Source organism: Sulfodiicoccus acidiphilus (assembly GCF_003967175.1).
Lineage (GTDB): Archaea > Thermoproteota > Thermoprotei_A > Sulfolobales > Sulfolobaceae > Sulfodiicoccus > Sulfodiicoccus acidiphilus.
In genome coordinates, this window is record NZ_AP018553.1 from 345,175 (window position 1) to 370,026 (window position 24,852).

At 55.4% G+C, this 24,852-nt stretch carries 17 protein-coding genes and 1 pseudogene; 12 read left to right on the forward strand and 6 right to left on the reverse strand.

The window, feature by feature from the left end; all coding sequences use genetic code 11:
- The first annotated feature begins 98 nt into the window (after window positions 1–98).
- The gene (locus HS1genome_RS02030; protein WP_126449296.1) at window positions 99–1,166 is read left to right on the forward strand and encodes a VIT1/CCC1 transporter family protein; all 1,068 of its coding nucleotides are present in this window, start codon (window positions 99–101) and stop codon (window positions 1,164–1,166) included.
- Here the strand turns inward: HS1genome_RS02030 and HS1genome_RS02035 are convergent.
- Window positions 1,163–1,726 (reverse strand): hypothetical protein, encoded by a 564-nt coding sequence (locus tag HS1genome_RS02035; protein WP_126449297.1) that lies wholly within the window; start codon window positions 1,724–1,726, stop codon window positions 1,163–1,165. The genes HS1genome_RS02030 and HS1genome_RS02035 overlap by 4 nt on opposite strands.
- Window positions 1,727–2,069: 343 nt before the next feature.
- Here HS1genome_RS02035 and HS1genome_RS02040 point away from each other — a divergent pair, with 343 nt between their 5' ends.
- The 6 genes and pseudogenes from HS1genome_RS02040 (at window position 2,070) to HS1genome_RS02065 (ending at window position 13,000) form a co-directional block, all read left to right on the forward strand.
- A complete protein-coding gene (locus tag HS1genome_RS02040; protein ID WP_126449298.1) occupies window positions 2,070–2,855 on the forward strand; it encodes an MFS transporter in 786 nt (261 codons plus the stop codon).
- Window positions 2,846–3,193 (forward strand): hypothetical protein, encoded by a 348-nt coding sequence (locus tag HS1genome_RS02045; RefSeq protein ID WP_126449299.1) that lies wholly within the window; start codon window positions 2,846–2,848, stop codon window positions 3,191–3,193. Before HS1genome_RS02040 ends, HS1genome_RS02045 begins: the two co-directional genes overlap by 10 nt.
- A 105-nt stretch (window positions 3,194–3,298) precedes the next feature.
- A pseudogene (locus HS1genome_RS02050) lies at window positions 3,299–4,438 on the forward strand (RNA-guided endonuclease TnpB family protein).
- 510 nt (window positions 4,439–4,948) lie between these two features.
- Window positions 4,949–7,474: an aconitate hydratase AcnA gene (gene acnA / locus HS1genome_RS02055; RefSeq protein ID WP_126449300.1), complete on the forward strand. Its 2,526-nt coding sequence runs from the start codon at window positions 4,949–4,951 to the stop codon at window positions 7,472–7,474.
- Between the two features lie 72 nt (window positions 7,475–7,546).
- Window positions 7,547–11,677: an S-layer protein SlaA gene (slaA, locus tag HS1genome_RS02060; protein ID WP_126449301.1), complete on the forward strand. Its 4,131-nt coding sequence runs from the start codon at window positions 7,547–7,549 to the stop codon at window positions 11,675–11,677.
- 39 nt (window positions 11,678–11,716) lie between these two features.
- Window positions 11,717–13,000, forward strand: a complete 1,284-nt coding sequence (locus HS1genome_RS02065) for a carboxypeptidase regulatory-like domain-containing protein (protein ID WP_126449302.1) — start codon at window positions 11,717–11,719, stop codon at window positions 12,998–13,000.
- A gap of 837 nt (window positions 13,001–13,837) precedes the next feature.
- Here HS1genome_RS02065 and HS1genome_RS02070 read toward each other — a convergent pair.
- Both HS1genome_RS02070 and HS1genome_RS02075 read right to left on the reverse strand, forming a co-directional pair.
- Window positions 13,838–14,392: a hypothetical protein gene (locus HS1genome_RS02070; protein WP_126449303.1), complete on the reverse strand. Its 555-nt coding sequence runs from the start codon at window positions 14,390–14,392 to the stop codon at window positions 13,838–13,840.
- Between the two features lie 565 nt (window positions 14,393–14,957).
- Window positions 14,958–16,271: an ATP-binding protein gene (locus tag HS1genome_RS02075; RefSeq protein ID WP_126449304.1), complete on the reverse strand. Its 1,314-nt coding sequence runs from the start codon at window positions 16,269–16,271 to the stop codon at window positions 14,958–14,960.
- Between the two features lie 326 nt (window positions 16,272–16,597).
- On the opposite strand from HS1genome_RS02075, the gene HS1genome_RS02080 reads away from it, so the two are divergent.
- Entirely contained in the window at window positions 16,598–17,059 is a 462-nt protein-coding gene (locus HS1genome_RS02080) for a transposase (protein WP_229768136.1), read from the forward strand.
- Window positions 17,060–17,524: 465 nt separating this feature from the next.
- On the opposite strand, the gene HS1genome_RS02085 is transcribed toward HS1genome_RS02080, so the two are convergent.
- Both HS1genome_RS02085 and HS1genome_RS02090 read right to left on the reverse strand, forming a co-directional pair.
- On the reverse strand, window positions 17,525–17,830 hold the full coding sequence (locus HS1genome_RS02085) for a hypothetical protein (RefSeq protein ID WP_126449305.1): 306 nt from the start codon (window positions 17,828–17,830) through the stop codon (window positions 17,525–17,527).
- Window positions 17,827–18,402: an XdhC family protein gene (locus HS1genome_RS02090; protein WP_126449306.1), complete on the reverse strand. Its 576-nt coding sequence runs from the start codon at window positions 18,400–18,402 to the stop codon at window positions 17,827–17,829. The genes HS1genome_RS02085 and HS1genome_RS02090 overlap by 4 nt, the downstream gene beginning before the upstream one ends.
- 66 nt (window positions 18,403–18,468) lie before the next feature.
- Between HS1genome_RS02090 and HS1genome_RS02095 the strand changes: the two genes are divergently transcribed.
- Window positions 18,469–19,650 carry a mandelate racemase/muconate lactonizing enzyme family protein gene (locus HS1genome_RS02095; protein WP_126449307.1) on the forward strand — a complete coding sequence of 394 codons (1,182 nt, stop codon included), beginning with the start codon at window positions 18,469–18,471 and terminating at the stop codon, window positions 19,648–19,650.
- Window positions 19,651–19,668: 18 nt separating this feature from the next.
- Here HS1genome_RS02095 and HS1genome_RS02100 read toward each other — a convergent pair whose 3' ends face one another.
- Complete coding sequence (locus HS1genome_RS02100; protein ID WP_126449308.1) at window positions 19,669–21,258, reverse strand: long-chain-fatty-acid--CoA ligase; 1,590 nt, start codon at window positions 21,256–21,258, stop codon at window positions 19,669–19,671.
- A gap of 179 nt (window positions 21,259–21,437) precedes the next feature.
- Between HS1genome_RS02100 and HS1genome_RS02105 the strand changes: the two genes are divergently transcribed.
- From HS1genome_RS02105 to HS1genome_RS02115, 3 genes are read left to right on the forward strand one after another with little or no spacing between them, the layout of a single operon-like run.
- Window positions 21,438–21,758, forward strand: a complete 321-nt coding sequence (locus HS1genome_RS02105; RefSeq protein ID WP_126449309.1) for an SCP2 sterol-binding domain-containing protein — start codon at window positions 21,438–21,440, stop codon at window positions 21,756–21,758.
- Window positions 21,758–23,668 (forward strand): 3-hydroxyacyl-CoA dehydrogenase/enoyl-CoA hydratase family protein, encoded by a 1,911-nt coding sequence (locus tag HS1genome_RS02110; RefSeq protein WP_126451271.1) that lies wholly within the window; start codon window positions 21,758–21,760, stop codon window positions 23,666–23,668. Before HS1genome_RS02105 ends, HS1genome_RS02110 begins: the two co-directional genes overlap by 1 nt.
- Window positions 23,669–24,850: an acetyl-CoA C-acetyltransferase gene (locus tag HS1genome_RS02115; protein WP_126449310.1), complete on the forward strand. Its 1,182-nt coding sequence runs from the start codon at window positions 23,669–23,671 to the stop codon at window positions 24,848–24,850.
- Window positions 24,851–24,852: the final 2 nt, after the last annotated feature.

Here is a 24,852-nt window from a genome sequence, read left to right on the forward strand (position 1 = left end):
GAGTACGACGGATGAGTTCCCCAAAGCTCACTCTGAGCCACACGTCGTCGCAGTATCTTAGAGAAATAGTTAAATAGTAGTAATTCTAAATAAGTATCATGTCCTTCGACGACGAGATCAGGAGGAACTACAGAGACGAACTGCTGGGGGAGGCGACCTACAGGACCCTCTCCCGTGGGGAGAGGAACGAGAGAATGAGGAGACTTCTCCACGAGATAGCAGAGGCCGAGGCCGGCCACGCCGAGCTCTGGTCCCAGATGGCGGCGGCAAGGGGGGTGGCGTTGAAGGGTCTCGGGTTCTTGGACGAACTGAAGGTGAGGTCGCTCTCAGTCCTGAGGAGAGTGGTCGGCCTAGCGGTGACGGTGAAGATACTGGAGGCGGGGGAGGAGGAGGACATGGAGAAGTACTACGGCCTCCTCAGGGACCAGAGGTTCACGGAAGAGGAGAGGGATGTCCTGAAGAGGATACTGGAGGACGAGGTGGTGCACGAGGAGCTACTCACGTCCGAAGAATTCAAGGTCGAGAACGTGAGAGACGCGGTCTACGGAGTGAGCGACGGCCTCATAGAGGTGTTGGCGGCGGTGTCTGGGCTGGCCGGGTTCATCTCGGCCCCTCAGCTAGTGGCCCTAGGAGGCCTCATAGTGGGGCTCTCAGGCACCCTGTCCATGTCAGTCGGGGCCTATCTATCCACGAAGTCAGAGAGGGAAACGGCGGAGGCGGAGAGGAGGAAGGCAGAGATGCAGTCTGTCCTAGACAGGGACGCCCTTCAGGAGAGGGTGAAGCAACAGCTCGTCGACCGTGGCCTGGACCCAGCCAAAGCGGCGAGGGCCTCTAGAGAATTGAGGGACGTGGCCGAGGATGTGGTGGCGCCTCAGGACCCTGGAGATCCGCTCAGGAGTGCCGGCGTCACAGCGGCCTCGTACGTGGTGGGAGCGATGGTGCCCGTGCTGGCTTTCCTCCTCGGGTTGGGAGGGCTCGTAGGTCTCGTAACGTCTTACGTCGTCACGGGGATGGCCACGATGGTGGTGGGGTCCCTTATAGGGGTGGTCAGCGAGGTGAACCCGCTCAGGAAGGGTGCGGAGATGAGCGCGATGGCCCTGGGGGCCGCCCTGGCCACCCACGTCGTGGGCCTCTTGGCCCAGACCTACCTGCACGTGGCCATTTAGGGTTTCACCCCCCTCACTATCCACGTCCTTCTGACCACCTCGACCTTCCTCACCTGGAACCTCCACGCGAGGGCGGAGGTTAGCACTACTGGGTCTAACCCCCCCTCTGAGGGTTGCCTGGTCATCGCCACCACTTCTCCGCCTCTCTTCAAGGCCCTGTGGACCTCCGAAACTACCTCGTGTTCCGCCACCTCTCCCAACACTGCTCCGTCGGCCCACCCCTCCCTCACTGGCAGGGGTAGGAAAGACCTCACCTGATCCCCTAGCCCCTCCACTGGCGGCTCGCTCCAGAGCACCACCCCTCCCCCTGGGGCAGGCCAGCCCACCTGTATGACCCTGCCGCGCAGCCCGTGAGGGGGGAAGTCGGGAGGAGGGGAGGGTTCCACGTCCACAACGTGGGAAACCTTGTTCAGGGCCAAGAGCTCTCCCGCCGCGCACCTCCTGACCAGGAGAAGGTGAGGGGAAAGTCGAGAGAGTCTATCCATCCTCCTGAACCTCCACTCCTCCCCGTCCAGCGAGTCGGCCATCCACGGCGCGCATAGTTCCCCTTCCTTTGACACTAAAGCCAAGAGCAACGGCGAGGAAATATGTATCCTCCTACATATTTCTTACGATCGTCCGTTAACTCGTCTCCCGTTCTTCCTCGCACCTTCGTTCTCATCTTCGTGTTCCTCCGCGATCGAACCTAGAAACTCGGCCCTCGCCCACCCCCTAGGTGGTGGGACTCCCTGGAGCTAAATGGTGAGTTGAAGGACGAGTTTCCCGTCGACCTTTTGCCTGTAGTCGAGGAATGCGGAGCACACCTCCGTCCCCTGACCTTGAAGTGAGCCTCCAAGTCCCTTTCGAGGATTTCGGCCCCTCAATCGGAGCGGAGTTTTTTACCTAGCTAACGTAAACCCTCGAATGCGTTCGGCTCGGGCGGTCTTCGTACTTGTACCGTTCCTCCTATCGGCCTACGCCCTCTACTCCATAACCTTCGTCCTAGGGGACCTCGCCACAGCCCTCCACACTACGATAGAGGGGATCACGTTGGCGGTCACCTTGTCCTGGGTGGGAGGAGCCGTTGGGGGACTCGCGTTCGGGGTCCTAGCGGACAGGTGGAGCAGGAAAGGAGCTCTACTGATCGCCATCCTACTCTTCTCCGTGGCCACGACCCTCACGTATTTGGTGAGGGACCTACCTGAGCTCTACGCCCTCTGGTTCCTGGTGGGGTTCGGCGTGAACGGAGAGAACGGGATATCCTACGTAATTCTGGCCGAGGCCAGTTTCACCTCCCTCAGGGGACTCAACGGGGGCCTCGTACAGGGGACCTACGACTTGGGGGTACTCCTCGGCGCCCTCACGGCCTCTCTAGTTGGAGGGTGGAGGGAAGTCTTCCTCGTCGCTGGGCTAGCCGGCCTCCTCGGGGTTCCGTTCTGGGTTGGTGTAGAGTCGACTCACCGGAGGTCGAAGAGGGTGCCCCTGACCTCCATATTCAGGGGAGGGCTCTTGAGGCTCACAGTCGTCGGGTCAGCTCTCTCCCTATCCTCGCTTCTGCTAGTCGTCGCCCTGTTCTCCTTGGCGCCAACGATCCTCTCCACCGAGCGCGGGTACTATTCGGCCATAGTTGTGGGTGCGCTGCTCTCCACAGTGGCGTACGCCTTGGCAGGGTACGCGTCCGATCTGTGGGGAGGAGGAGGGTGGCGATAGTGTTGGCGGCGGCTGCGGTGGCCACATCTATCGCGTTCTCCCTCGCAGCTCTCTCCCCTCCCGCACCTCTCTGGTCTTACCCTCAGACTTACGCCGTCCTGGCCTCCTACGTCACTTCCTCGTTCTTCGCCTTCTACGGGGTTTGGATGGGGGAGCTCTATCCCGCAGAGGTGAGGGCAACTGGGACCAACTTCGACCTCTTAGTGGGGAGGCTGGTGGGAGGTTCCTTGGGCCCGCTCATAGTGGTGGCCCTCCCCTTCTCCCTGGGGATCTCGCTAGGCGTGGTTATGACCGTGAGCTCGATAGTGGCGGTGGCCTCGGCCGTGCTGATTAGGTGAAAGTTTGTCTTACAAAAGTTGGGGGTTAAGGGGGCGAAAAGCCTCGCCTTTCACGGCGGGGGTGGATAGCCCCCTTATATTTATACTTTTTTCGAAATTCTTTTAATGGCTAGGAGGGTTAAAGCGATCAGAGCTACTGTTTCTATGAAGATCGCCCTCTCTGAACCCCTCCTAGCCCTCGTGAACAACTACGTAAAGGCACTACGTTTCACACTGTTTTGGTTGAAGGAGAACGTGAAAAATCCAGAAGAGAAGGGAGTGTTAGGAAAAGTCCACGAGGAATTATACACGAGGTTAAGGGAGGAATGTGATCTACCTTCAAAGGTTGCTGAGGATTGTTATAGGGACGCCCTTGCGACGTACGAGGGTTGGTATAATAATCCGAGAAGGGGTCGTTTTCCAAGGGTATATAAGCCCACTCTTTGGTTAACACCGAAGGCGAGCTATAGCGTGGACTTCGAGAGAATGACCGTTAGGATAGCAAGTGTTGGTGAACTACCAATTCTGGGTTATCCTAGGAACTTGAGGGAGTACTTGAGTTGGAAGATGAGGGAGGCTAGGTTAGTGGTTGAGGGCGATAATGCTTTCCTCAAGGTTGTTTTCGAAAGAGAGGAAGAGAGTGCTGTGCCAAAGTCCAGTATAGCAGTTGATATTAACGTGGGTGAGGTAGTCGTAGGAAAGGACGACAAACACTACGTTAGGATTCCAACTCGCATTGAAGAGGTTCACCATTGGAAGTCTTTAGCTGAAAATTTGCAGAAGAAATACTCAAGGAGGTGGAGAGAGAATAGGAGGATACTGTATAGGATCCACTCCTTCCATCAAAAGGCTAGGCGTATTATGGAGGATTTCGCTAGGAAGGTGGGGAAGTGGGTTGTTGAAATTGCAAGGACGATTGGTGCTAATGTTATTAAGTTGGAGAGTCTTAAGAACCTCATCAAGAGCTAAGCTACCGAGGGAGTTTCGTGATAAACTGTATTTAATGCAATACCGTCGTTTGCAGTACTGGATTTCTTGGCAAGCTAGGAAGCGTGGCATGATCGTTGAATACGTTAATCCCAGTTATTCTTCCGTTTCTTGTCCTAAGTGTGGTAGATGGAAGGAGTCGCTCATAGGTATTTCCGTTGTTCGTCTTGTGGTTATGAGAACGATCGTGACGTTATCGCGGTAATCAATCTCAATGGGAGGGGTTCTCTGAGCCTCTCGACTGCCCCTCAAATGAGAGATGTAAGCCCGAATCGATGAGGGGAACCCTCGCCCTTTAGGGCGGGGAGGAAGTCAGTCCTTATCGTTCCGCGTTCGATCGCGATCGAGCGTGGTGACTCGGCCCTTGACGGCCGGTTTCATGGCACCTAAATCGCGGGACTCCTCAGAGATCAACGGCCTAGGGCCCGCGTCTCGACCGCCGCTCCCACACTCTCTGGCACAGCCTACGTTTGGTGTGGGAGATCATCTTTTGTCAATAAAAATACAATATAAATCAATACGAACAGATTTCTTTCAACACGAAAGGGATTCAGCCCATTTGAAGAGAAGGGGACTTTCCTCCGTGAAGTCCATTGAGGGAGAACGCGGTCGCCCCTCCCTCGTTTTCGTCGAACCCCCGATCGATCTGGGGGAGGGGCGTCGTTGGCGCCAACCAGGGAAATTTAGACGGAGGGGTGGAGGGGGCTACACCCCCGTGAAGGGCGAGGGTTTCCGCCCCCTCAACCCTCGTTAAGGTAAGGTTAAATCGGCTAGAGCCTACTCTACCCCATGGAGATCCGCAAGACGAAGCTCAGGACACCGAGGGGAGATGTCGTGGTCTACCCCCTCTCTCAGCTCGAGGAGAGGGGCTACGACGTCTCGAAACTTCCGTATTCCGTGAGGGTCCTAGTGGAGAACGCCCTTAGGAACTGGGACGGGAGTACTGTGACGGACGACGACCTGGAGGCCGTGGCCTCGTGGAGGCCCGGGAGGGACTTCGCTTTCAAACCCTCCAGGGTCGTTATGCAAGACTACACTGGTGTGCCTCTTCTCGTCGACCTCGCAGCCATGAGGGACAAGGTGGCCCAGATGGGAGGCGACCCACGCTCCGTGAACCCACTCATCCAGTCGGACCTCGTGGTGGACCACTCCGTTCAGGTCGACTTCTTCGGCACGCCCCAGGCTCTCGAGCTCAACATGAGGAGGGAGTTCGAAAGGAACGAGGAGAGGTACAGGTTCCTCAAGTGGAGCCAGGAGTCCTTCAGGAACTTAAGAATAGTCCCCCCAGGACACGGAATAGTGCACCAGGTGAACTTGGAGTACCTAACCCCCGTGGTCGACGTGAGGGAGTTCAAGGGGGAGCTCACCGCTTTCCCCGACACCCTCATAGGCACAGACTCCCACACCACCATGATAAACGGGGCGGGAGTCCTAGGCTGGGGAGTGGGTGGGCTAGAGGCCGAGGCGGTGATGCTCGGCGAGCCCTACTACATGCCCGTCCCAGAGGTGGTGGGGGTGAGGCTCACGGGGGAGGTCAGGGAGGGTGTAACGCCGACCGACGTGGTCCTCTTCGTCACGGAGAGGCTGAGGAAGTTGGGAGTGGTCGGGAAGTTCGTGGAGTTCTTCGGTCCCTCCTTGGGTAAGCTCTCTGTCCAGGACAGGGCCACTGTTGCCAACATGGCCCCAGAGTACGGGTCCACCGTGGGTTACTTCCCGATCGACGAAGCCACGTTGGCCTACCTGAGGGGGACGGCCAGGGACGCCTGGCTCGTCGAGGCCTACGCCAGGGCCGCTGGGCTGTTCTACGCGAACGAGCCTAGGTACAGCCAGGTGGTGGAGCTAGATCTAGGCCAAGTGGAGCCGTCCGTAGCTGGCCCGAGGAACCCAGACGAGAGGGTCCCACTCACTAAGGCCAAGGAGGTGATCTCCTCCCTGACCGACTCCAAGGCGGGGAGGACCGTGAGGGACGGAGCAGTGGCCATAGCTGCGATAACGTCCTGCACCAACACCTCTAACCCAACCGTTGTGATAGGGGCTGGACTGCTTGCCAAGAGGGCGGTCGAGCTGGGACTCAAGGTCCCACCTTACGTAAAGACGAGCCTCGCCCCCGGCTCCAAGGCCGTGACGGAGTACCTCAGGAAGACGGGCCTACTTTCTTATTTAGAGAAACTGGGGTTCAACGTGGTGGGCTACGGGTGCACCACTTGCATAGGCAACGCCGGGCCACTAGTGCCTGAAGTGGAACTGGACGTGAGGGAATCCAAGGTGGACGTGTTCGCAGTGATAAGCGGGAACAGGAACTTCGAGGGGAGGATAAACCCCCACCTCAGGGGGACCTTCCTCACCTCACCTCCCTTGGTGGTCGCTTACGCCCTCGCCGGGAGGATGGACCTGGACCTGACGTCGGAGCCTCTGGGGGAGGCGGGAGGAAAGAAGGTCTACCTGAGGGACCTATGGCCCTCGCTGGAGGAGCTGGGGAAGTACGTGGCCCAGACTATGGACCCGGAGCTCTACAGGCAGCAGTACGCCGACGTCTTCGAGGGAGACGCGAACTGGGAGGCGCTAGACGTCAGGGGAGGGCTCACCTACGACTGGGGGGAGAGCACATACGTGAGGCAGCCTCCGTGGCTGGACATGGAGCCCGCCCTGGACGTCAGGGGAGCTAGGATCCTCCTCCTCCTGGGGGACAAGGTCACCACCGACCACATATCCCCGGCTGGCCCAATCACCCCAGACTCCCCCGCCGGGAAGTACTTGACCTCCCGAGGTGTGAGGGAACTCAACACCTTCGGTGCGAGGAGGGGGAACCACGAGGTGATGTGGAGGGGAGGGTTCTGGAACCCGAAGCTCAGGAACTTCCTCGTCGAGAGGGAGGGAGGCTACACCAGGCACTTCCCCGACGGTGAAGTGATGTCCGTGTACGACGCCGCCGTCAAGTACGCGTCAGAGGGAGTGCCGCTAGTGATCTTCGCCGGGGCACAGTACGGCTCGGGGAGCTCCAGGGACTGGGCCGCCAAGGTGACGAGGCTCCTGGGGGTGAGGGCAGTGTTGGCCAAGAGCTTCGAGCGCATACACAGGAGCAACCTCGTGGCCATGGGTGTGCTCCCGGTGGAAGTGCAAGACTGGAGGGAGCTGAAGTTGAGGGGAGACGAAGTAGTGGACCTCGACGTCGAGTTGAAGGTCCACGGAAAGGTGAGGGTGACCTTGGACGGCTCCCGCCAGTTCGAGGGGAGGTTGAGGGTGGACTTGCCCCAGGAGCTGGAGTACGTGAAGAGCGGGAACGTCCTGAGGTACGTCCTCCGTAAGCTTGTGTAGACTATTGTCTACTTTTATGTACACATCTTTTTAAGTGTTCTAGAGTTCACCCTGAACTCAGTGAAAAGTGAGATGTCGTACGAGAAGCCTCTTGGCTTAGCCCTGCTCGCGCTTTTCCTCGCGAGCTTGGTAGTAGTACTTCCAATAGCCTCTCAAACCAGCTCGGCGGCGAACGGAGCCTCCATAGCGGCCAACGTTCAATACCTCTCGCCTGGACAGGTGGTGTTGATAGCGATAACTGACCCAGGCCTGGTGAGCACGTTCAAGGTGGTGAGCAACGGAGTCGTAAACGACACAGGACTCGGGAACGCCACAGAGTACATACTCAACAACACGGTGATTAGGACATCGTCCGGTTCGGAGACTCTGTATCAGGTGGGAGCCAGAGAGAACAACGTAATATTCGTGAAGGGTACCAACACCTTCTGGATCTTCATCACCAACACCAGTGCCAGTGAGACGCTAAACGGTCTAACCTTCAGTGTGTCCCCTTCGACTTCTGGAACTACCGTCACTGTTAATGGCAAGAGCTACGTGAACCCCTACCTGGTGAGTCCAACGAGCAGTGTGAGTAACTTGTGGTATATGTTACCGACTACAATAGGCCCTGTTCTGTACACCCACGGCCCCGGTACAACCCCAACTCAGGTTGCCGCTGGATCGACTGTCCCTGTCCTCAACGTCAATTCGTTCGTAGATGCTAGTGGGAGCTTCAACTTGCTTTACAGTCCCATCGAAGGGGGGACAGCCCAAATAACGTTGAACGCCTTCCCCTCAGAGAGCGTCAATCTCGTCTCCTCCGAGAGCAGCGTGCCTCTCAACTCAACTTGGCTTGCCACGTTTTACGACCCTGGAGCTCAGGTAGATCCGTTGCAGGGGATAACTTACGTAAATTCGAGCTACACCTTTAATCCTAAACTATACGCCCTAGACGTTAACGTTACCTACTCCGGGGTCATCTTAGGAGGAGACATCCCCGTCAACATAAGCAGCGATTCACCGCTGCCTTCGACCTTCAACTCACTCTTCGGCGTAACCCCCGCTCTCAACGCCCAGGTGTACAACGGTACTTTCATGGTCTACTTGGATTCTGCACCTACCAATTCCAAATACGCCCTCCTCCCTTCATCTTTCCCAACCAGTATCTCCAACTACGAATACAGGCTGGCCTCAGCCCTGACTGGAACTCAGTACTCTACCCTGATATCTGGTCATCTCTTCTCTCAGGCTACTCCAATTAATATAACTGTGAGCGACGCGTTGGCAATGGACTCCTCTGCCAGGGTAGTGGGCGCCATAATGCCTACCACAATCAAGGAGATACCTGTCAGCCTAGTGAAGGCTGGAAACATAACACTCGACGCCTTCGACAACATAAGCAACTTCAGCGAGTCAATCAGCCTGCCTGTCACGGTGAGCGTAGTCTACATATCTAACGGTTCACCGGTGTTGACTTCTTCAGGAACTCCACTTTCACCGTTTACTGCTACACTTTCAGAGACCAGCGCGGGAAGCGGGGTCTTCCAGGAGCCTCTCAACGTCACCTTGGGGACTTCTGCTTCCGTCACTGAGACGTCGTCCAACACCGTCCTAGTTACCTTAACGCCCTCAGAGGTGTCCAAGGTCAAGATACAGGCATCTGCGAATGTGGACTTCGGCGACTTCTTCTACTTCGGCTACAGCAGTACGAGCTACAGCGAACCGATAACTGTAGCTGCCACCAGTCTGGTTCCAGTCCTTCCAACGACGCTAACCGTCTCCAACTCCACCACCCTCTACGCAGTGAACTACTCCGAGCCGAACCTGCCCCACAACGTGAACGGCTTCACTGAACTGACTGTGAACAACCAACAACTGCTCTACAATGGAGAGCCCGTAGCCAACTTCGTCGTGACGGTGACTATACCAGGCACAGCACCGAAGACCCTGTATCTAAACGACTTGGGCTACTCCTTCCTTTTGTCCTCCAACGACGTCTTCACGGTGAGGGTCAGTGAGAGCCAGTTACTTTCCGCCCTGGGAGTGAATTACCTACCCTCTGGGACTACAATACAGTTCGGAGTCTACGACATGATAACGCCGGTTCCAGCTAACGTCACATACTCGCTAACAGTAGTGCCTGTGAAGACGCTGGTGATGGTTCCAACTTCATCGGCCTTCTCCGCGTCTGGCACAGCTTACCTCCCTGGAGTGTCCGGCTCGTCGGATCAGCACACTATATACGTGATGGTACAGGACACAGCCTACGCTGCGACGAACCCAGCTTCGATACTCTCTCCCACCGCTAACATATACTTGAAGCTGGCCAATGGACAGTATTACACGTTCCCCTCTGGGAACAATTACATGGCGATATCGCTCACCGAAACCGCTCCCGATTCGGGCAACTTCACCGGTACTATCACGTACTACTACGAAAACGGCGAGATTGTCTTGGATGGTAACGACATACCCGCGAACCAGATGATAGGCGCGACTCTGACTGTGGCCTACACTTCTCCAGCCTCCCACTCCTCGTCTAACGCCACTGTCTCGTTCTCCACGGCTTCCATGGCTATCACTACGAGCGTCGCTTCTGCCAACCCCGGAGCACCCCTGAACGTCACTGTGTGGGCGCCTGGCTTGGTGGCCTCGCACACCCAGAACGTCAGTCCCAGCAACGTCTTGTTCGCCAACTTCACGGCTTGGAACGGCATGGGCTCAACCGGAGTAGTTACGGTCAACGGATACCCGCTGAGCCTCAAGGAGATGTCGACTGGCAGTCCGTACTTCACTGCCTTGGTCTACTTGGGTAACACCACCGCCTCGGCTACTGACCACGGAAATGCGCTCACCACGAACTTGAATGACTACACTGTAGCTCCAGGCACGACGGTTTACTTCTACTCGATCAACTACTTCAGCACGCTCAGTACTGCCAGTTCCGGCGTTACCCCCAGCTACCACAGCGCAGACGTTTCTGTCAACGTAGTCAAGCCTTCCGTGTCGATAGTGAACCCGAGTCCCGCTTCTCCCTTCGCAACCCTAAACATATCTGTGAGTTACTCCCTGTTCCCGTTGTTCAAAGAGCCGTCGGTGGGGAGCACTGGTGCGGTCTCTAACGTCCAGCCACTTCTGGACTTACTGGCCTACGTACAGGCGGCCAACTCTGGACAACTGTTGAAGTTCCCTGCCACCTTCAGCTACTACTACGTCAACTCCACCACCTTCTACGTAACCATACCCATGACTTTGTGGAGTGGTAGTCCGGGAGTCTACGCACCGAACGCCCTCAACGTCAACGCCACGGACTCCGTCACAGTAACCAGCTACGTCTACTCCTTCACGCAAACTGTCGTTGGAAATCAGGGAATAGTGAGCAGCGTAGCTTCGCTCACCTTACAGACGAGTTCACCTCTTGCAATCAACGCCATGGTCCCACCCGTGATAGAGGAGTTCTACTCCACCACCAACATAACAGAGTCGTCAGTCCACGTAGCGCCCTTCCCCAACACGAGCGGCGGAATATTGGTGAACGTCACCGTGTGGGCGCCAGACGCGGTGAACAACCCCTTCGTGGGGAACAACGGCAAGTCCTTCGAGGTCACTGTGACTAACCCCGCCACGGGCGTGTCGACCCAGTTGCCTGTAACTGAAATAGGGAGCAGCGCCTACTACAGCGGTACTCTCAGGGTCGTCCTTCAGTCCGACTACTCCAGCTACGCCGGTCAGACAGGCGTGGTCTCAGTGGCTCCAGGTCAGGTCAACAAGATATCTGTAAAGGTGGACGTCACCACTGGAACCGCGTACGTTAACAACGTCCAGACTCAGTTCGTAATGAGCGGGAGCAGCTACTTCTACGTCGGTACTGTCGTGGCCAAACCTACCATAGTTGCTGGGCAAGTGATCAACGAGTCCACGGGGCAACCTGTCACTGAATTGCTGACCGGACACACCTACCTGATCAACTTCCAGGTGAAGAACACGGGCAATGTCAACGCCACGATCTACGCCATAATAGAGATCGAGGTGAACGGAACTACGGTCATAACTCCAGCAGTCATTAGTACGACCTTGGCGCCAGGCCAGACCGCCACCGTCGGAACGGTCTGGACGCCTGTGGCACCTGGGACCTACAACGCGACCGTGATACTTTACCAGAACCCGCAGTTGTCCATACCTTACGTACCAGGGACTGAGACCTTGACCCTGACTGTAAGCTAAGGTAATTTTTTTATGTTTCTTCATACGTGAGGTGAAAGCATGAATTACTTGAAAATCATCTCGGCTATACTCGTTGCTTCTATCTTCCTAGTGTTGCCGGTGGGGGCCGCGACCACGGCCATAACCGTGACTGTGAACCACCCAGTCATTCACCCAGGGGAGACCCTGGTGGTGAGCGGGACCACCTCTCCTAACGTGGAGGTGGGAATAACGGTATACAACCCCAACGGGAAGCCTGTGGCGAGCACAGTGACGAACTCCACGTCGTCAGGCATATACACGGCTGCAGTGGTGACTTTCCCATCTCAGGCTAACACGTTGTTCCCTTACGGTACCTACAAGGTTGACGTCGGTACCAGCACGGGATTCACTAACTCCACCACCTTCCAGTTCTCCCCCGTCACCTATCCCTTAGTGGTCCAGGTGGAGAACCCTGTCGGAATACCTGTGGTTGGAGCCACAGTCAGCGTGGACGGCATGACCGCGACGACTAACGCCTCCGGGGAGGCTACCTTCCAACTCCTAGCTGGAACCTACACAGTCACTGCGTCGGCTGCCGGCTACGTAACCTCCACCGAGACGGTCACGATACCTACCACTCAAGTGCCGTTCGTGATAACGCTTCAGACTCAGGCGCTCAAGATAACGGTGAACTCCATATCCGTGACCATCAACGGTACCACCACGACAGCCCCTATAGTAGCTCAGCAGGGGTTCGTGACTTTGCCTGGAGGGGTGTCTGCCAGCGCCAACGTAACAGTCACCTACCAGGGAGCTACCACCACGATGGCCACTGTCTCCGCGACCCTGAACGGTGCGCCCGTCACAGTGACTACCACGGCCACTGGTTACGAGGTGTCGTTCTCGCTTCCCAACACCGACGAGCTAGCGGTACTCACGATCACTGCTAACATGTCTGGTTCCTCTGCCACCTACACCATGCCCATGACAGTCATATACAACCCACAGGCCGCGTTGTCCTCTCTAAGTAGCGAGGTCAGTTCGTTGAGCACCGAGGTGTCCACTCTCAGCACGGAGTTGAGTACTCTCGAGACGGAGCTAGGTAGCAACGTAAGCGCCCTCAACGCAGACATATCCTCTCTGAACTCCGGACTCCACTCCCTGACAGCGTCCTTGTCGACCCTGAACTCCACGGTCACGAGTCTGTCCAGTCAGGTGAGCACCTTGCAGACAGAGTACTCTGCCGTTCACTCCCAAGTCAGTTCCATATCCACGATAGTTTACGCAGGTCTGGCAGTAGGCGTCATAGCCATAGTGATAGCCATAGTGGCCCTCGCCCTCATATCTAGGAAGATAAGGTAATTTTTTTTTAAATCTCCTTGTTTAATTCGTTTAAATTAAAGTGTGTCCGCTATTGCTAACACATCTAGATAAACTGTTAAGTTTATATACCTTTGATAAAAATCTTCCTAAATAAATAACGGGACAATGTGCTCTCGAGTAAGCCCAAGAGCCGAAGGTTGAATGCAAATTCATGAAAAATCAATTAAGCCCAGATCAAGAGTAGCCCAACGGAACTATGGACTACTTCCAGAACCGCTCTTGGATCTCCAGCAATTAGAGGATCGGCCGAGGAGTCGAGGTCCCACCCCGTAAGCGAACTCCTCAACTTCGCTGTCTCCTCCCTGCCACCCCGCCTTTCGCTAGGACGAAGGAAGTTCTCCGGGAAGCTGAGGTTTCACCATAAGATGACGGACATCTTTGTGGTTAAGGTCTTCAGTTAAATTAGTTTTTGTGTTTTCGCTGACATCGACAACAAATCCTCCCCAGCCTGGTCCAAGGTCTTGACTGAGGGAGGAGCGCCAGCTTCTCCCCCTCGCATCCCTACAGAGATTAGGGCTCACGTTGCGAAAGTCCCCCGCTCTATGCGGGTAGTGTTTACCCATGGCGTAACTTATCATTGCTTTTAATCACCTTATAATTATAACTAACACATATCAAGTCAGGAAACCGAGAGTACGAATTCATGGTAAGAAATAGACCGTGTTCAACAATCTCATGTCTCTAGATAAGCTGAATTCTCCACCGATATATGAAAGGTTCACCTATCCATCATGTAGTCCTACATGAGGGATCTTGTATTAATAACTATAACTTCCTTGGAGAATTGAATCAAATAGTCCTTGGCCAGCTGAGCGCTCATCTGTCTCCAAACCTATACTTATATGTCTCAGTCTTACTCCTCAAATTTTCCACTAGCATTTTAGTCTCGAAACTAGGGCTCTCCCCTCGCATGGCCTCCTCAGCCAAGGATAGGAACTCCTTCGCTTTTAAATACCTGTCCTTGTCGTCGTAGGCTACGGCGTTCTGTAAATACATCATACCTACCGTAACCAAACGTCTAATGCGATCCTCGCCCTTAGCAAACTTAAGTGACGCCTCAAAACCCTTGATCATCTTTTGATCAATCGGTTTCCCGCTCTCAGGCGAGATCTTAACACTCGTTCTCCTCATGAACTGGGATTTAAGACCTCGACTCTGAATGTATCTGTTAAAGTATGTCGAAGAGATTACAAATGTCATGAGTGGGATTATTGTGCCTAGATAGTTGGCCAAGCTCGGATTATGTAGTAGGAAGACGGGCATATAGTACGATATCGCAATTGCCACACCGGTGGGCAACCCGATAAATAGGAGTGCTAGCCCAAGCCAACTGGGGAAGGATAGCCTGTCTCTTCCTGTCTCTTTACCCATGAAAACATTACCGACTTTTTCCCAAATAACTTTACCAATGCCTTCCTTTACTTAATCTAGGACATCGTTATCATTGAAATTCACGGAACCGTTATAACGGATCGCCTGAATCACCCTACTTCAAGGCACTCGATTATGAGCTTTGGTTACCGAACTTTATTTATGTCAACATCCTGCCCACTTTTCAAGAGTCCTTCGTTCTTCCTCACTACTTACTTTAACCGGGGAGTTAATTGACAGGCAACTTCCCAAGGTTGTAAACTCCTTGTTGTAGAGTAGGGGAGTGTTGTCATACCATCTTATTCAATAATCAACAGTAAAATGTTAGGATATGGCCAAAGTTATTCCATTATGATAATTACACTACTACATCTAGGAATATGGAGATACACAATTCAATAAACGTTCACTATCTAGGATGATGAGACTTGACAAGATGGGACTCACGGGATCCCTAGATTGCTCCGCAACTCTCCGTATAGACATATTTTATCGATTAAATAATGAAAATTCTTAACCAACGATGTTCGACAATGATAAGGAGATCAATTCAGTAACCAAAATGTCAGACCTCTGTAACCTCTACCGACTGAGGGAGATCCAGAAGGGCAAGGAACAGGGATATGGGCACCATGTTATCCTGTATCTCCTCCCTGGAAAGGAAAACTATATCTTTCACTTTTCCAATGAACTTCCTCACGTTTTTACCATATTTCACCTCAAAACCCTTGTACCTCTCTCCTTCCCTAACCACGACGTCCACTTCCCCATTTCGCTTTATATAGAACGTAGGATAGATCCGGGAGAGATGGGATACTACCGCTGCCTCGGCCAGCCTCTTTTGGTCTGGGACTTGAGTCATCACCCAACTGGAGAAAGCCCTGTACACGAAGGGATCGATGAAGTAGAATTTCCTCTCCTTCCTGGGAACAGGTTCCCCGCTGTTAGGGTCCATGGCCATCACCGACTTAAGGAGGAAGAGCTTATCCATGAGCTCAAGGTAACTAATGGTTGTCCTCACGGTCCCTATCCCCTCCTTAGATAAGGTGTGGTAACTGAACTCGCTGGAGGTCCTGTTTATCACGCCCTTAACAGCTGCCTTAAAGAGGGTCTCGCTCCTCCTCAACTTGTTTAGATCTAAGGTTATGCTCGAGATGAAATCTTGAAAGGTGTTCATGTTTACCTTTCCTGTTCTCAGGTAATCCCTTACCGAATTGGGAAAACCGCCTGTGTCCAAGTAGATCTCAAATAGGTTTTTCACCGTAGATCTGTACTCCACGAAATCCATCGCGTTACTAGCGTGATCCAAATCCCCTCTGGGAAGCTTAACGCCCATGACTTCCACGAAACGGGAGAAGGGTAACGGGTACATTATGAGAGTCCTCCCCTTTCCCCTCCTTCCTGGAAAGCTCTCCACCTCACCTTTTGCCCTCATCGACAATGAACCGGAGAGCACCAGGACGTCGTTCCTGAACTCTCCCCTATCTATTCTATACTTGATGGTCCTAAACCACTCTCTGGGGAAAGTGACCTCATCCAATATCACATATGCAGACTTGATCCTGTTCCTCTCCCTGAGTTTCATGTATTCTCCCAGCACCTGATCTAATTCCTTATAGTCGGATAGCATATCACAGGAGAAGTAGAAGATCGACTTAGGATCCTCCTTCTCCAACAATCTCTTCACTAAGAGAACGAGAGTTGTACTTTTCCCCACCTGCCTGGGACCGAAGATCAGGTTCAGCGAGGAGGGTTCCAAAGAGATCTTATCCAGGACGTCTGGGACCCACTTCACCTCTGCTTCATACCATCTTCTATAGATCTCGTTCTCCAAGATCAGTTCTTTGGATATCCACCATGGGTTCTGCTCCTCAATCATATTGTGTACTCTCGATAAACAAGAGTTTAAAAACTCTGTGTACTCTCGATAAACAAGAGTTTAAAAGAGAGAAGTTGGCCTAGAAAGCTTCTTCACCCTATGCGTCTCACCCAAATGAGTTGACTGAGTAGTGAAGGAGATGGTCAAAATAACTGTGAAAACTCGGTTCCCATATACCTAGAATCTTCATTCGTCCCATTTCCCTAGGGTTCATCCTAATATATACCTGAGATTTAGTCTAATTGATGTTCTTGGTATGGCTATAGATAAGACTAACAAGAGCAGGATCTTATCTCCTCAAAGAGACTATCTTTGGAGGAAATAACATGGGTGAATACGATGCTTATGAGGAACTTTCATGTGAAAGAAGGATACTGTTTAATAGGTTGCAAAAGAGGTTTGTTCACTTATACAGAACCCTATCAAGTAAGATGGTCGAAGAGCTACACAATTTAGGTGTTTCAACTATATACGTAGGCTACCCCTACAACATCGGTCAGGATAAGGGTAACAAGTTTACCGTAAACGTTTGGTCATACCGTAAGTTAATTCGAGCAATAGAACTCAAGGCTCAAGAGTACGGTATGAAAGTCTATGAAGTAATTGAGTACAACACATCTAGGCTATGCGCTCACCACGACGTAGAAGTTAAGAGGCAACCAAGAGGCGTAGTCCACTGTCCTTTCGGACATAAACTACACAGCGATCTGAACGGTGCACTAAACATTCGGAAGAAAGCTGTAAACAAAATAGTAACTGCAGTGAAAAACCGCTTTCCTTCATTGTAGACCATAACGGAGTAGCTCCCGTAAAGGGGTGTAACCCTTGAGACCTCAGGAGAACCCTCGCCCTTCAGGGCGGGGAGGAGGTCAGTAGATTAAGAGGTGTGATATAACCCCGTCAGAAGCCGTATCGATACCCAAGGTATACCTGTCCAACGTCGTGGACCACGACGGGAGGTCGTAAGGGGATTCCGAGACCTCGAATAGCACTTAGGGTCGAGGGGATCGGCTACGAGGAAATTGGCACCCCGCAAGCGGAGTGAAGGTGTTACAACTTTGAACACCTAAAAGGCAGCTCACCTCCCACTTCAGTCCTCCCTGGCTACCCCGATCTAGGTAGTCTCGTTGGAAAGCTGGTACCAGGGCCCCATCCATGGTTAGTCTGTGGGTTCCAAACTTAACGCGGACCTCTCAAACTCGAACGGAGTTCCACTGGCGGAGTGGAACGTCCTTTCGAATGGAAAGAATTGTTCACCTCTCTGGAACCTTCTCTAGTACCTCTTCCCCTATCCTCGGCTCGCCGGTGATCACCAAGTCGTCTCCCCTATCGTAGTACTTATCTATGAGTTCGGCCAGCTTGTAAGTTGACGCGGTTGCCATGTCCACGACCTCACCCCCGGACAACCTGTCGTCCTCGTACACCACCAGTATGGTGTTTCTGTAGTACATTATCCTGTACCCGGCCACCACCTTCCCGTCCTCCACTTTCTTGTATATCATGACGGTGAGTTGTGGTTCGGTGAGCCCATGTCTCGTCCACTCGACGTGCTTTATCAAAGTGAGCCCACCACCGATCCTATGTCCTTCAGTTGGGAGAGAGGCCTGCCGGTTCCTCCCCTCTCCGCCGCCAACGCCTCAGCCACTATGCTCAGCGCGATCTCCCTCTCGTTCGACGCACCTAGGTCCAGCCCAGCGGGCAACCTCAGTCTCGCCAGTTGCTCCCTCGTGAGCCCGGCCTGGAGCAGTCTCCTCAGAATGACCTGAGCCCTCCTTACGCTCATCACCACCGCCACTTCCTTCGCCCCACCGAAGACCGACTTCATTACTGCCCACGTGTCGTAGACGTGTCTAGTGGCCACGACAGAGTAGGCTCCCCTCACGACTTCGTCCTCCACTTCGAAGGTAGTTCCCCTTATCACTACGTCGGCGTGGTAAGTTCCCTCCTGGGCGAACGGGTCCACCACCGTCACGTGGAAGCCGACCTCCTTGGCGAACCTAGCGACGAACGGGGCTACGCTTATGGAGGATCCCTTGCACTTCGAAGCGTCCACCGTGACCCTATTGGCGTCACACACTACCGGCTCCTCCATCTCCGCCTCCGCGCTGGAGGAGAAAACGACCATCCTCATAGGCCACACTAGCGAACTCGGATAAAAAGTGTTGAACATTTAACCTCTGACGTTACAACTCGGCCCATGAAGATAAAGGAAGTAGAACCCATAGTCCTCTCGGGGAAGGAGGGAGGCTCCGCCACTTGGGCGTCTGTGGCCATCCTGGTGAGGGTGGTGACAGCTAACGGCGAGGTGGGCTACGGGGAGGCCGTCCCCACGGCCAGGCCCCTGCAAGTGGTTTCCGCAGTCAAGCAAGTGGCCAGGTCCTACGTGGGTAGAGAGGTGGAGGAGGTGGAGAGGAACAGTTGGGAGTGGCACAGACAGGACTTCTACCTAGCTAGGTCGTTCGAGTCCACGACGGCTGCCAGCGCGGTAGACATAGCAAGTTGGGACGTCCTAGGTAAGGAGCTCGGAGCTCCAGTACACAAGCTCTTGGGTGGTCCGTTCAGGAGGAAGGTGAGGAACTACGCCAACGGTTGGTATCCTGACTGCGTGACACCCGAGGACTTCGCCTCTAAGGCCAAGGAGGTGGTGAGGATGGGGTACACGGCCCTCAAGTTCGACCCCTTCGGGGAGTACTACGATTACCTCGACGAGAGGGGCCTCAGGCAGGCCGTGGAGAGGGTGAGGGCGGTGAGGGAGGCAGTGGGGGACGACGTGGAGATACTGGTGGAACACCACGGTAGGTTCAACCCAAACTCCGCCGTGATGGCGGCCAGGGCACTCGAGCCCTTCAATCCGCTCTTCATGGAGGAGCCCGTCCACCCAGAGAACGTGGAGGGGATGAGGAAGTACAGGGCGAGCACGACCGTGAGGGTTGCCCTGGGGGAGAGGATACTGAGCCTGACGGAGGCCTTGGACTACCTCTCCCAGGGACTAGTGGACTTCCTCCAGATCGACTTGACCAACGTGGGTGGCGTGACGCAGGCGGTGAAGGTGAGCCACCTCGCCGAGGCTTTCGGGGTGGAGATGGCCTACCACAACGCCTTCGGTCCGGTGCAGAACGCGGTCACCTTGCAGCTCGACGCTGTAGTCCCTAACTTCTTGGTACAGGAGAGCTTCTACGACTGGTTCCCGCAGTGGAAGAGGGACTTGATTTACGACTCTACCCCAGTGAGGGAGGGACACAGCACCGTGCCGGACTCCCCAGGAATAGGGGTGAAGGTTAACGAGAAGCTGGTGGAGGATCTAAGAGTCGAGCCCAGGGAGGTGGAGTTCACAGAGGAGCCCAAGTGGGTGGTGAAGGGTACTTGGAGGGGCTGGTGAGACCAGCCCACGGTGAGCTCACTGGATCATCTTCCTGAGCTCCTTCTTGTCCACCTTGTGGGTAGACGTCTTGGGCATGGAGTCCACGAAAACGAACCTGTCCGGCATCCACCACTTCTGTATCCTCCCCTGCTCGACTAACCTAGCCAGGTGGTCGCGTATGACTCGTTCGTTCACCTCACCTGACTTCACGACGAAGGCCACAGGCCTCTGCCCCCACTTCTGGTCTGGCACCCCCACCACCGCCACTTCGCCCACACCTGGACACTCGCTTATGGCGCTCTCCAGCAGCAACGTGGGAATGAACTCTCCTCCGCTCTTTATCGAGTCGGACTCCCTGTCCACTATTGTGACGTAGCCGTACTGATCCATGGTGGCGAGATCGCCAGTGTGGAGCCACCCGCCCCTCCAGAGCCTCTCCGTCCTCTCTGGGTCCTTGTAGTACTCCTTCGTCAGCCAGGGCGCCCTAACCACGACCTCCCCTACCGTCTTGCCATCGTGGGGTACATCATTCATGTTCTCGTCCACCACCCTGAGCTCCACCAGAGGTACGGGGGTGCCGGCGGAGATGGAGCACCTGAACTTGGTCTCCTCGTCTGCGTCCTTCAGCTCTGCGTTGTAGACGCCTATGGTGAGGACAGGGCAGGTCTCGGATAGACCGTACCCTCCCACTGTGGTGATCCCCATCTCCTTTGCCTTCGCTGCGAGTCCCCGAGGGAGCGCCATGCCTCCTATCGTGATCCTCATCCCCTTGAGGTATTGGGCATACTCCTTCACTCCAGGGTGGTTAAGTATCATGTAAAGGATCGTAGGAACCATGGCCGAGTAAGTGACGCCCTCTCTCTTAATGAGCTCCAATATCCTCGGCACCTCGTACTTCCCCGGAAGGACGTACTTGGAACCCACCGTCACGGCCACGTATGGCATCCCCCACGCGTGGACGTGGAACATGGGGACCAATATCATGTATACGTCCCTTTGGGTCAGCGCCAGTGGGTCGCTCCTCCCGGCCAGGGCCACAGACTGCGCGTGCAGCACCAGTTGCCTGTGGGTGAACCACACCCCCTTCGGCATACCCGTGGTTCCAGAAGTGTAGAACATGGTGGCCCTGGTCTCCTCCGGTAGCTCTGGGAAGTCGTACTTCGGACCCGAAAGTAGGTCAGAGTATTGGTGAGCCTCAAGTGACGTCCTGGCCTTTCCATCGTCGCTGTACACTATCCACCCCTTCACGAAGGAGAAGGCGTCCTTGAACTTCTCTATCAAAGGTAGGAACTCGTCCCTCACTATTACGTAGCTGTCGTCGGCGTGTTTCATGGTGTAGAGCACCACCTCCGGCGGGTACCTCACGTTCACCGTGTGGAGGGTGGCCCCCATCATGGGTACGGCGAAGTAGAGCTCCATGTACCTCATTGTGTCCCAGTCTATCACAGCCACCACGTCACCTTGTCTCACTCCCACGTCGTGGAGGCCTTGGGCGAGCCTAGCCACCCTCTCCCTGAACTGAGAGAGTGTGTACCGCTCGTCCTTGTACACCACCTCGGTGTTGGGGTTCCTGGAGACCGCTGAATCGAGGAGGGACTTGATGTTCAACTGGTAATCGTACGCCATGCGGCGCTTTAGTGAGCTGGGTTTAAAATGTTTGATTATGAGCAATTTCCTCGCTTCTCTCCTTCGTCTCTTCCTCGCTTAAACTACTTTGAGCTGGGATAGAGAGTTTAACCTCGGCTTCCGTTCCACTGAGGTGGACTCTCCGATAAAGTTAAAGTGTATGGCCGTGAGCTCCCACTATGAACGTCGTTGTTTTGGTGGACAGTCTGTTGCGTAGGACTTATCCGACAGACTTAGTTGCCCAGGTCGGGGGAGAGAAGGTCTTTCAGTTCCTCACGGAGGATCCCTTCTACATCTCCTTGAGGAGGGAGGGGGTGAGCGTAGTGAGGGGCAGGGCGCCGACGGCAGACGTGGAGGTGGAGGGGCCGTCGTCGGTCGTCGAGGACGTCGTCCAGGGTAAGGTCAGCCCCGTCGACGCGGTGCTCAGCGGGGCCCTGAAGGTTAGGGGTGACCTCGCGGCCGCGGGTAGGCTAGCCTCAGTGGTGAGGAGGGTGATGTGATGAAGGTCGTGGTGGTAGGGGCTGGGGAGATGGGCCACGGCATAGCTGAGGTCTTCGCAATCGCCGGCCACTCCGTCGGAATGGTCGACGTTAAGCGGGAGTTCCTAGAGAAGGGATTGGGGAGGATAAGGGAGAGTCTGTCAAAGCTGGAGGAGAAGGGCAGACTCAAGGAACCCTCCTCGGTCGTTGTGGCCAGGATCTCGACGTCCACCGACCTGGAGGCTGCTGTGAGAGACGCGGACTTCGTGGTTGAGGCGGTTCCCGAGGTGGTGGATCTCAAGAGGGACGTGTTCAGGAGGCTCGACTCGTCGACGAGGCCCGACGCTATTCTGGCCTCCAACACGTCGAACATAAGGATCACCACCTTGGCGGAGGCCACCTCTCACCCGGAGAGGGTGGTGGGAATGCACTTCTTCAACCCCGCAGTTGTGATGCAGTTGGTCGAGGTAATAAGGGGAGAGAGGACTAGCGAAGACGCGGTTCAGAGGACGGTTGAAGTGACGAAGAACATAGGAAAGGTCCCAGTAGTGGTGAGGAAGGACGTGCCAGGGTTCATAGTTAACAGGATAAACGCTGCTGAGACACTCTTCTTCTGCCTCCTCGTCCAGAGGGGGATCAATGTCCAGGACGTGGACTCCACGGCCCGGGCCCAGGGACTACCCATGGGTCCATACGAGCTCATGGACTTCGTTGGGATAGACGTGGCCTACCACTCGCTGGAGTACTTCGCTAAGGAGGTCTCGCCAGATTACGGGCAATGCACTGTCCTCAGGGACATGGTGAACTCTGGCTCACTCGGGAAGAAGAGCGGTAGGGGCTTCTACGACTGGTCCAAGGGAAGGCCGGAGGTGAGGGGGAACCCAGGTACGTTGGATTTAGCAGACGTCATCGCGATAGAGATAAACGAGGCGGTGAAGCTCGTCGAGATGGGGGTGGCCTCTCCCCAGGACGTGGAGACCGCAGTGAAGTTGGGGATGAACAGACCCTTCGGTCCGATCTCGGCGGCCAAGGCCTTCAGGAGCTCCGAGGTGGCCGAGAGGTTGGAGAGGATATCTAGAGAGCTCAACTCTACCGTGTTCTCCCCCGCCCAATCCATAAGGGAGGGCAGGATGAGGGACGTCCTTGAGGGGAGGGTGCAACAACCCACCACCGACGCCGTGAGACTGGAGAGGATGGGTAAGGTGGCGTTGCTGAAGATCAACAGGCCAAGGCTGAACCTCATAAACGGAGAGGTCATAGAGGCGCTGGACAGGGCGATCGAGCAGCTCTGGAGCGACCAGTCCGTGACGGTGGTTCTGGTGACCGGTGAGGGAGAGAACACCTCCGCCGGCGCCGAGCTCTCCTCTTTCTTCAGGGACCCGTTCCAATTCCTGGAGTTCGGGAGGAAGGGAGAGAGGACGTTCAGGAAGCTATCCGAGATTCCAAAGGTGACCGTGGCCCTGATGAAGGGCTACGTGCTTGGAGGAGGGTTAGAGCTTTCCCTGGCCTGCGACATAAGGCTGGCCACAGAGGACGCGCAGGTGGGTTTCCCCGAGGTCGGACTTGGCCTAGTGCCGGGGTGGGGAGGCACGCAGAGGCTGGCGAGACTGATCGGTGCCAGCAGGGCCCTCTTCTACGTCCTCACGACAGAGAGGATGAGTGGCAAACAGGCGGCGGAGATGGGCTTGGTGAACAGGATCGTGAAGGACGAGGAGGAGGCCCTCAAGTTCGCTTCGGAGTTGTCGGATCGCGTGGCCCCGGTGGCTGCCGCCCTAGCCAAGAGGTTGATAAACAAGGCCGCCGAAGTTCCGTCCGACGTTGGCCTCGAGATGGAGTCCTTCGCCTCCGGGGTGCTCTTCGGCACCGAGGACCTCAAGGAGGGGATCTCGGCCTTCATGCAGAAGAGGAAACCTCAGTTCAAGGGGAGGTAAGTGGACGTTTACGTGGTGGACTTCCTCAGGACCGCCTACTCGAGGTCCAGGCCCAACCAACCGGAGAGGGACGTGTTCAACTCCATCAGGATGGACGAGGCCATGGCGGAGCTCATAAAGGCCTCCCTCAGGAGGACTAGCGTGGACCCCAAGGACGTTGGCGACGTGATAGTTGGGTGCGCGCTGCAGGTGGGGGAGAATTGGAGCTTCGGTGGAAGGCACCCAGTACTCCTGGCAGGACTACCTCCAGAAGTGCCGAGCTTCGCCCTCGATAGACAGTGCGCCTCATCCATGAACGCTGTGTCCGTGGGGGCAATGGAGATAGCCACAGGTAACTCGGACGTGGTGCTAGCGGGTGGGTACGAACACATGACTCACGTCCCCATGGTGAACAACCCACACTTCGAGCCCAACTACAGGCTGTTGACTAGGCCAGAGTACCTCAAGTATCAGATGAGCTCAGGATACGTCATGGGACTAACGGCGGAGAACCTTGCTCAAGAGAGCGGGATAAGTAGGGAGGAAATGGACAGGTTCTCCCTAAGGAGCCACAGGCTAGCCCACAAGTACACCGAGGAGGGGTGGTTCAGGGAGGAGATCCTGCCCCTCGAGGTGGAGCACGAGGGGAAGCTGATAAAGGTTGACAGGGACCAGAGCATAAGGCCCGACACAAGCGTGGAGAAGCTGGCCGAGCTTCAACCCGCGTTCAAGCCAGGAGGGGTGATCACTGCGGGCAACTCCGCTCCATACAACGCGGGGGCGTCGCTGGTCATGTTGGCCTCGGAGGCCAAGGTCAACCAGTACGGCCTCAAGCCCCTGGCCAGAATCAGGGCGACGGCCTGGGCGGGGGTTCCTCCTCACGTCATGGGCAAGGGGCCTGTTCCGGCCAGCAGGAAGGCCCTGCAGAGGGCCGGGTTGAAGGTGGACGACGTGGACTTCTGGGAGATCAACGAGGCGTTCGCGGTGGTAGTGCTTTACGCTCTGAGGGAGCTCAACGTTCCAGAGGAGAGGGTGAACGTCCACGGCGGCGCAATCGCCATAGGCCACCCACTGGGAGCCACCGGAGCGAGGCTGGTGGGGACGCTGTCTAGAACCCTCCACGAAAGGAAAGGTGGGACGGGGGTGGCGACGCTGTGCGTGGGTGGAGGACAGGGTTTCTCCATCGTTCTTGAGGGGGTGTGACG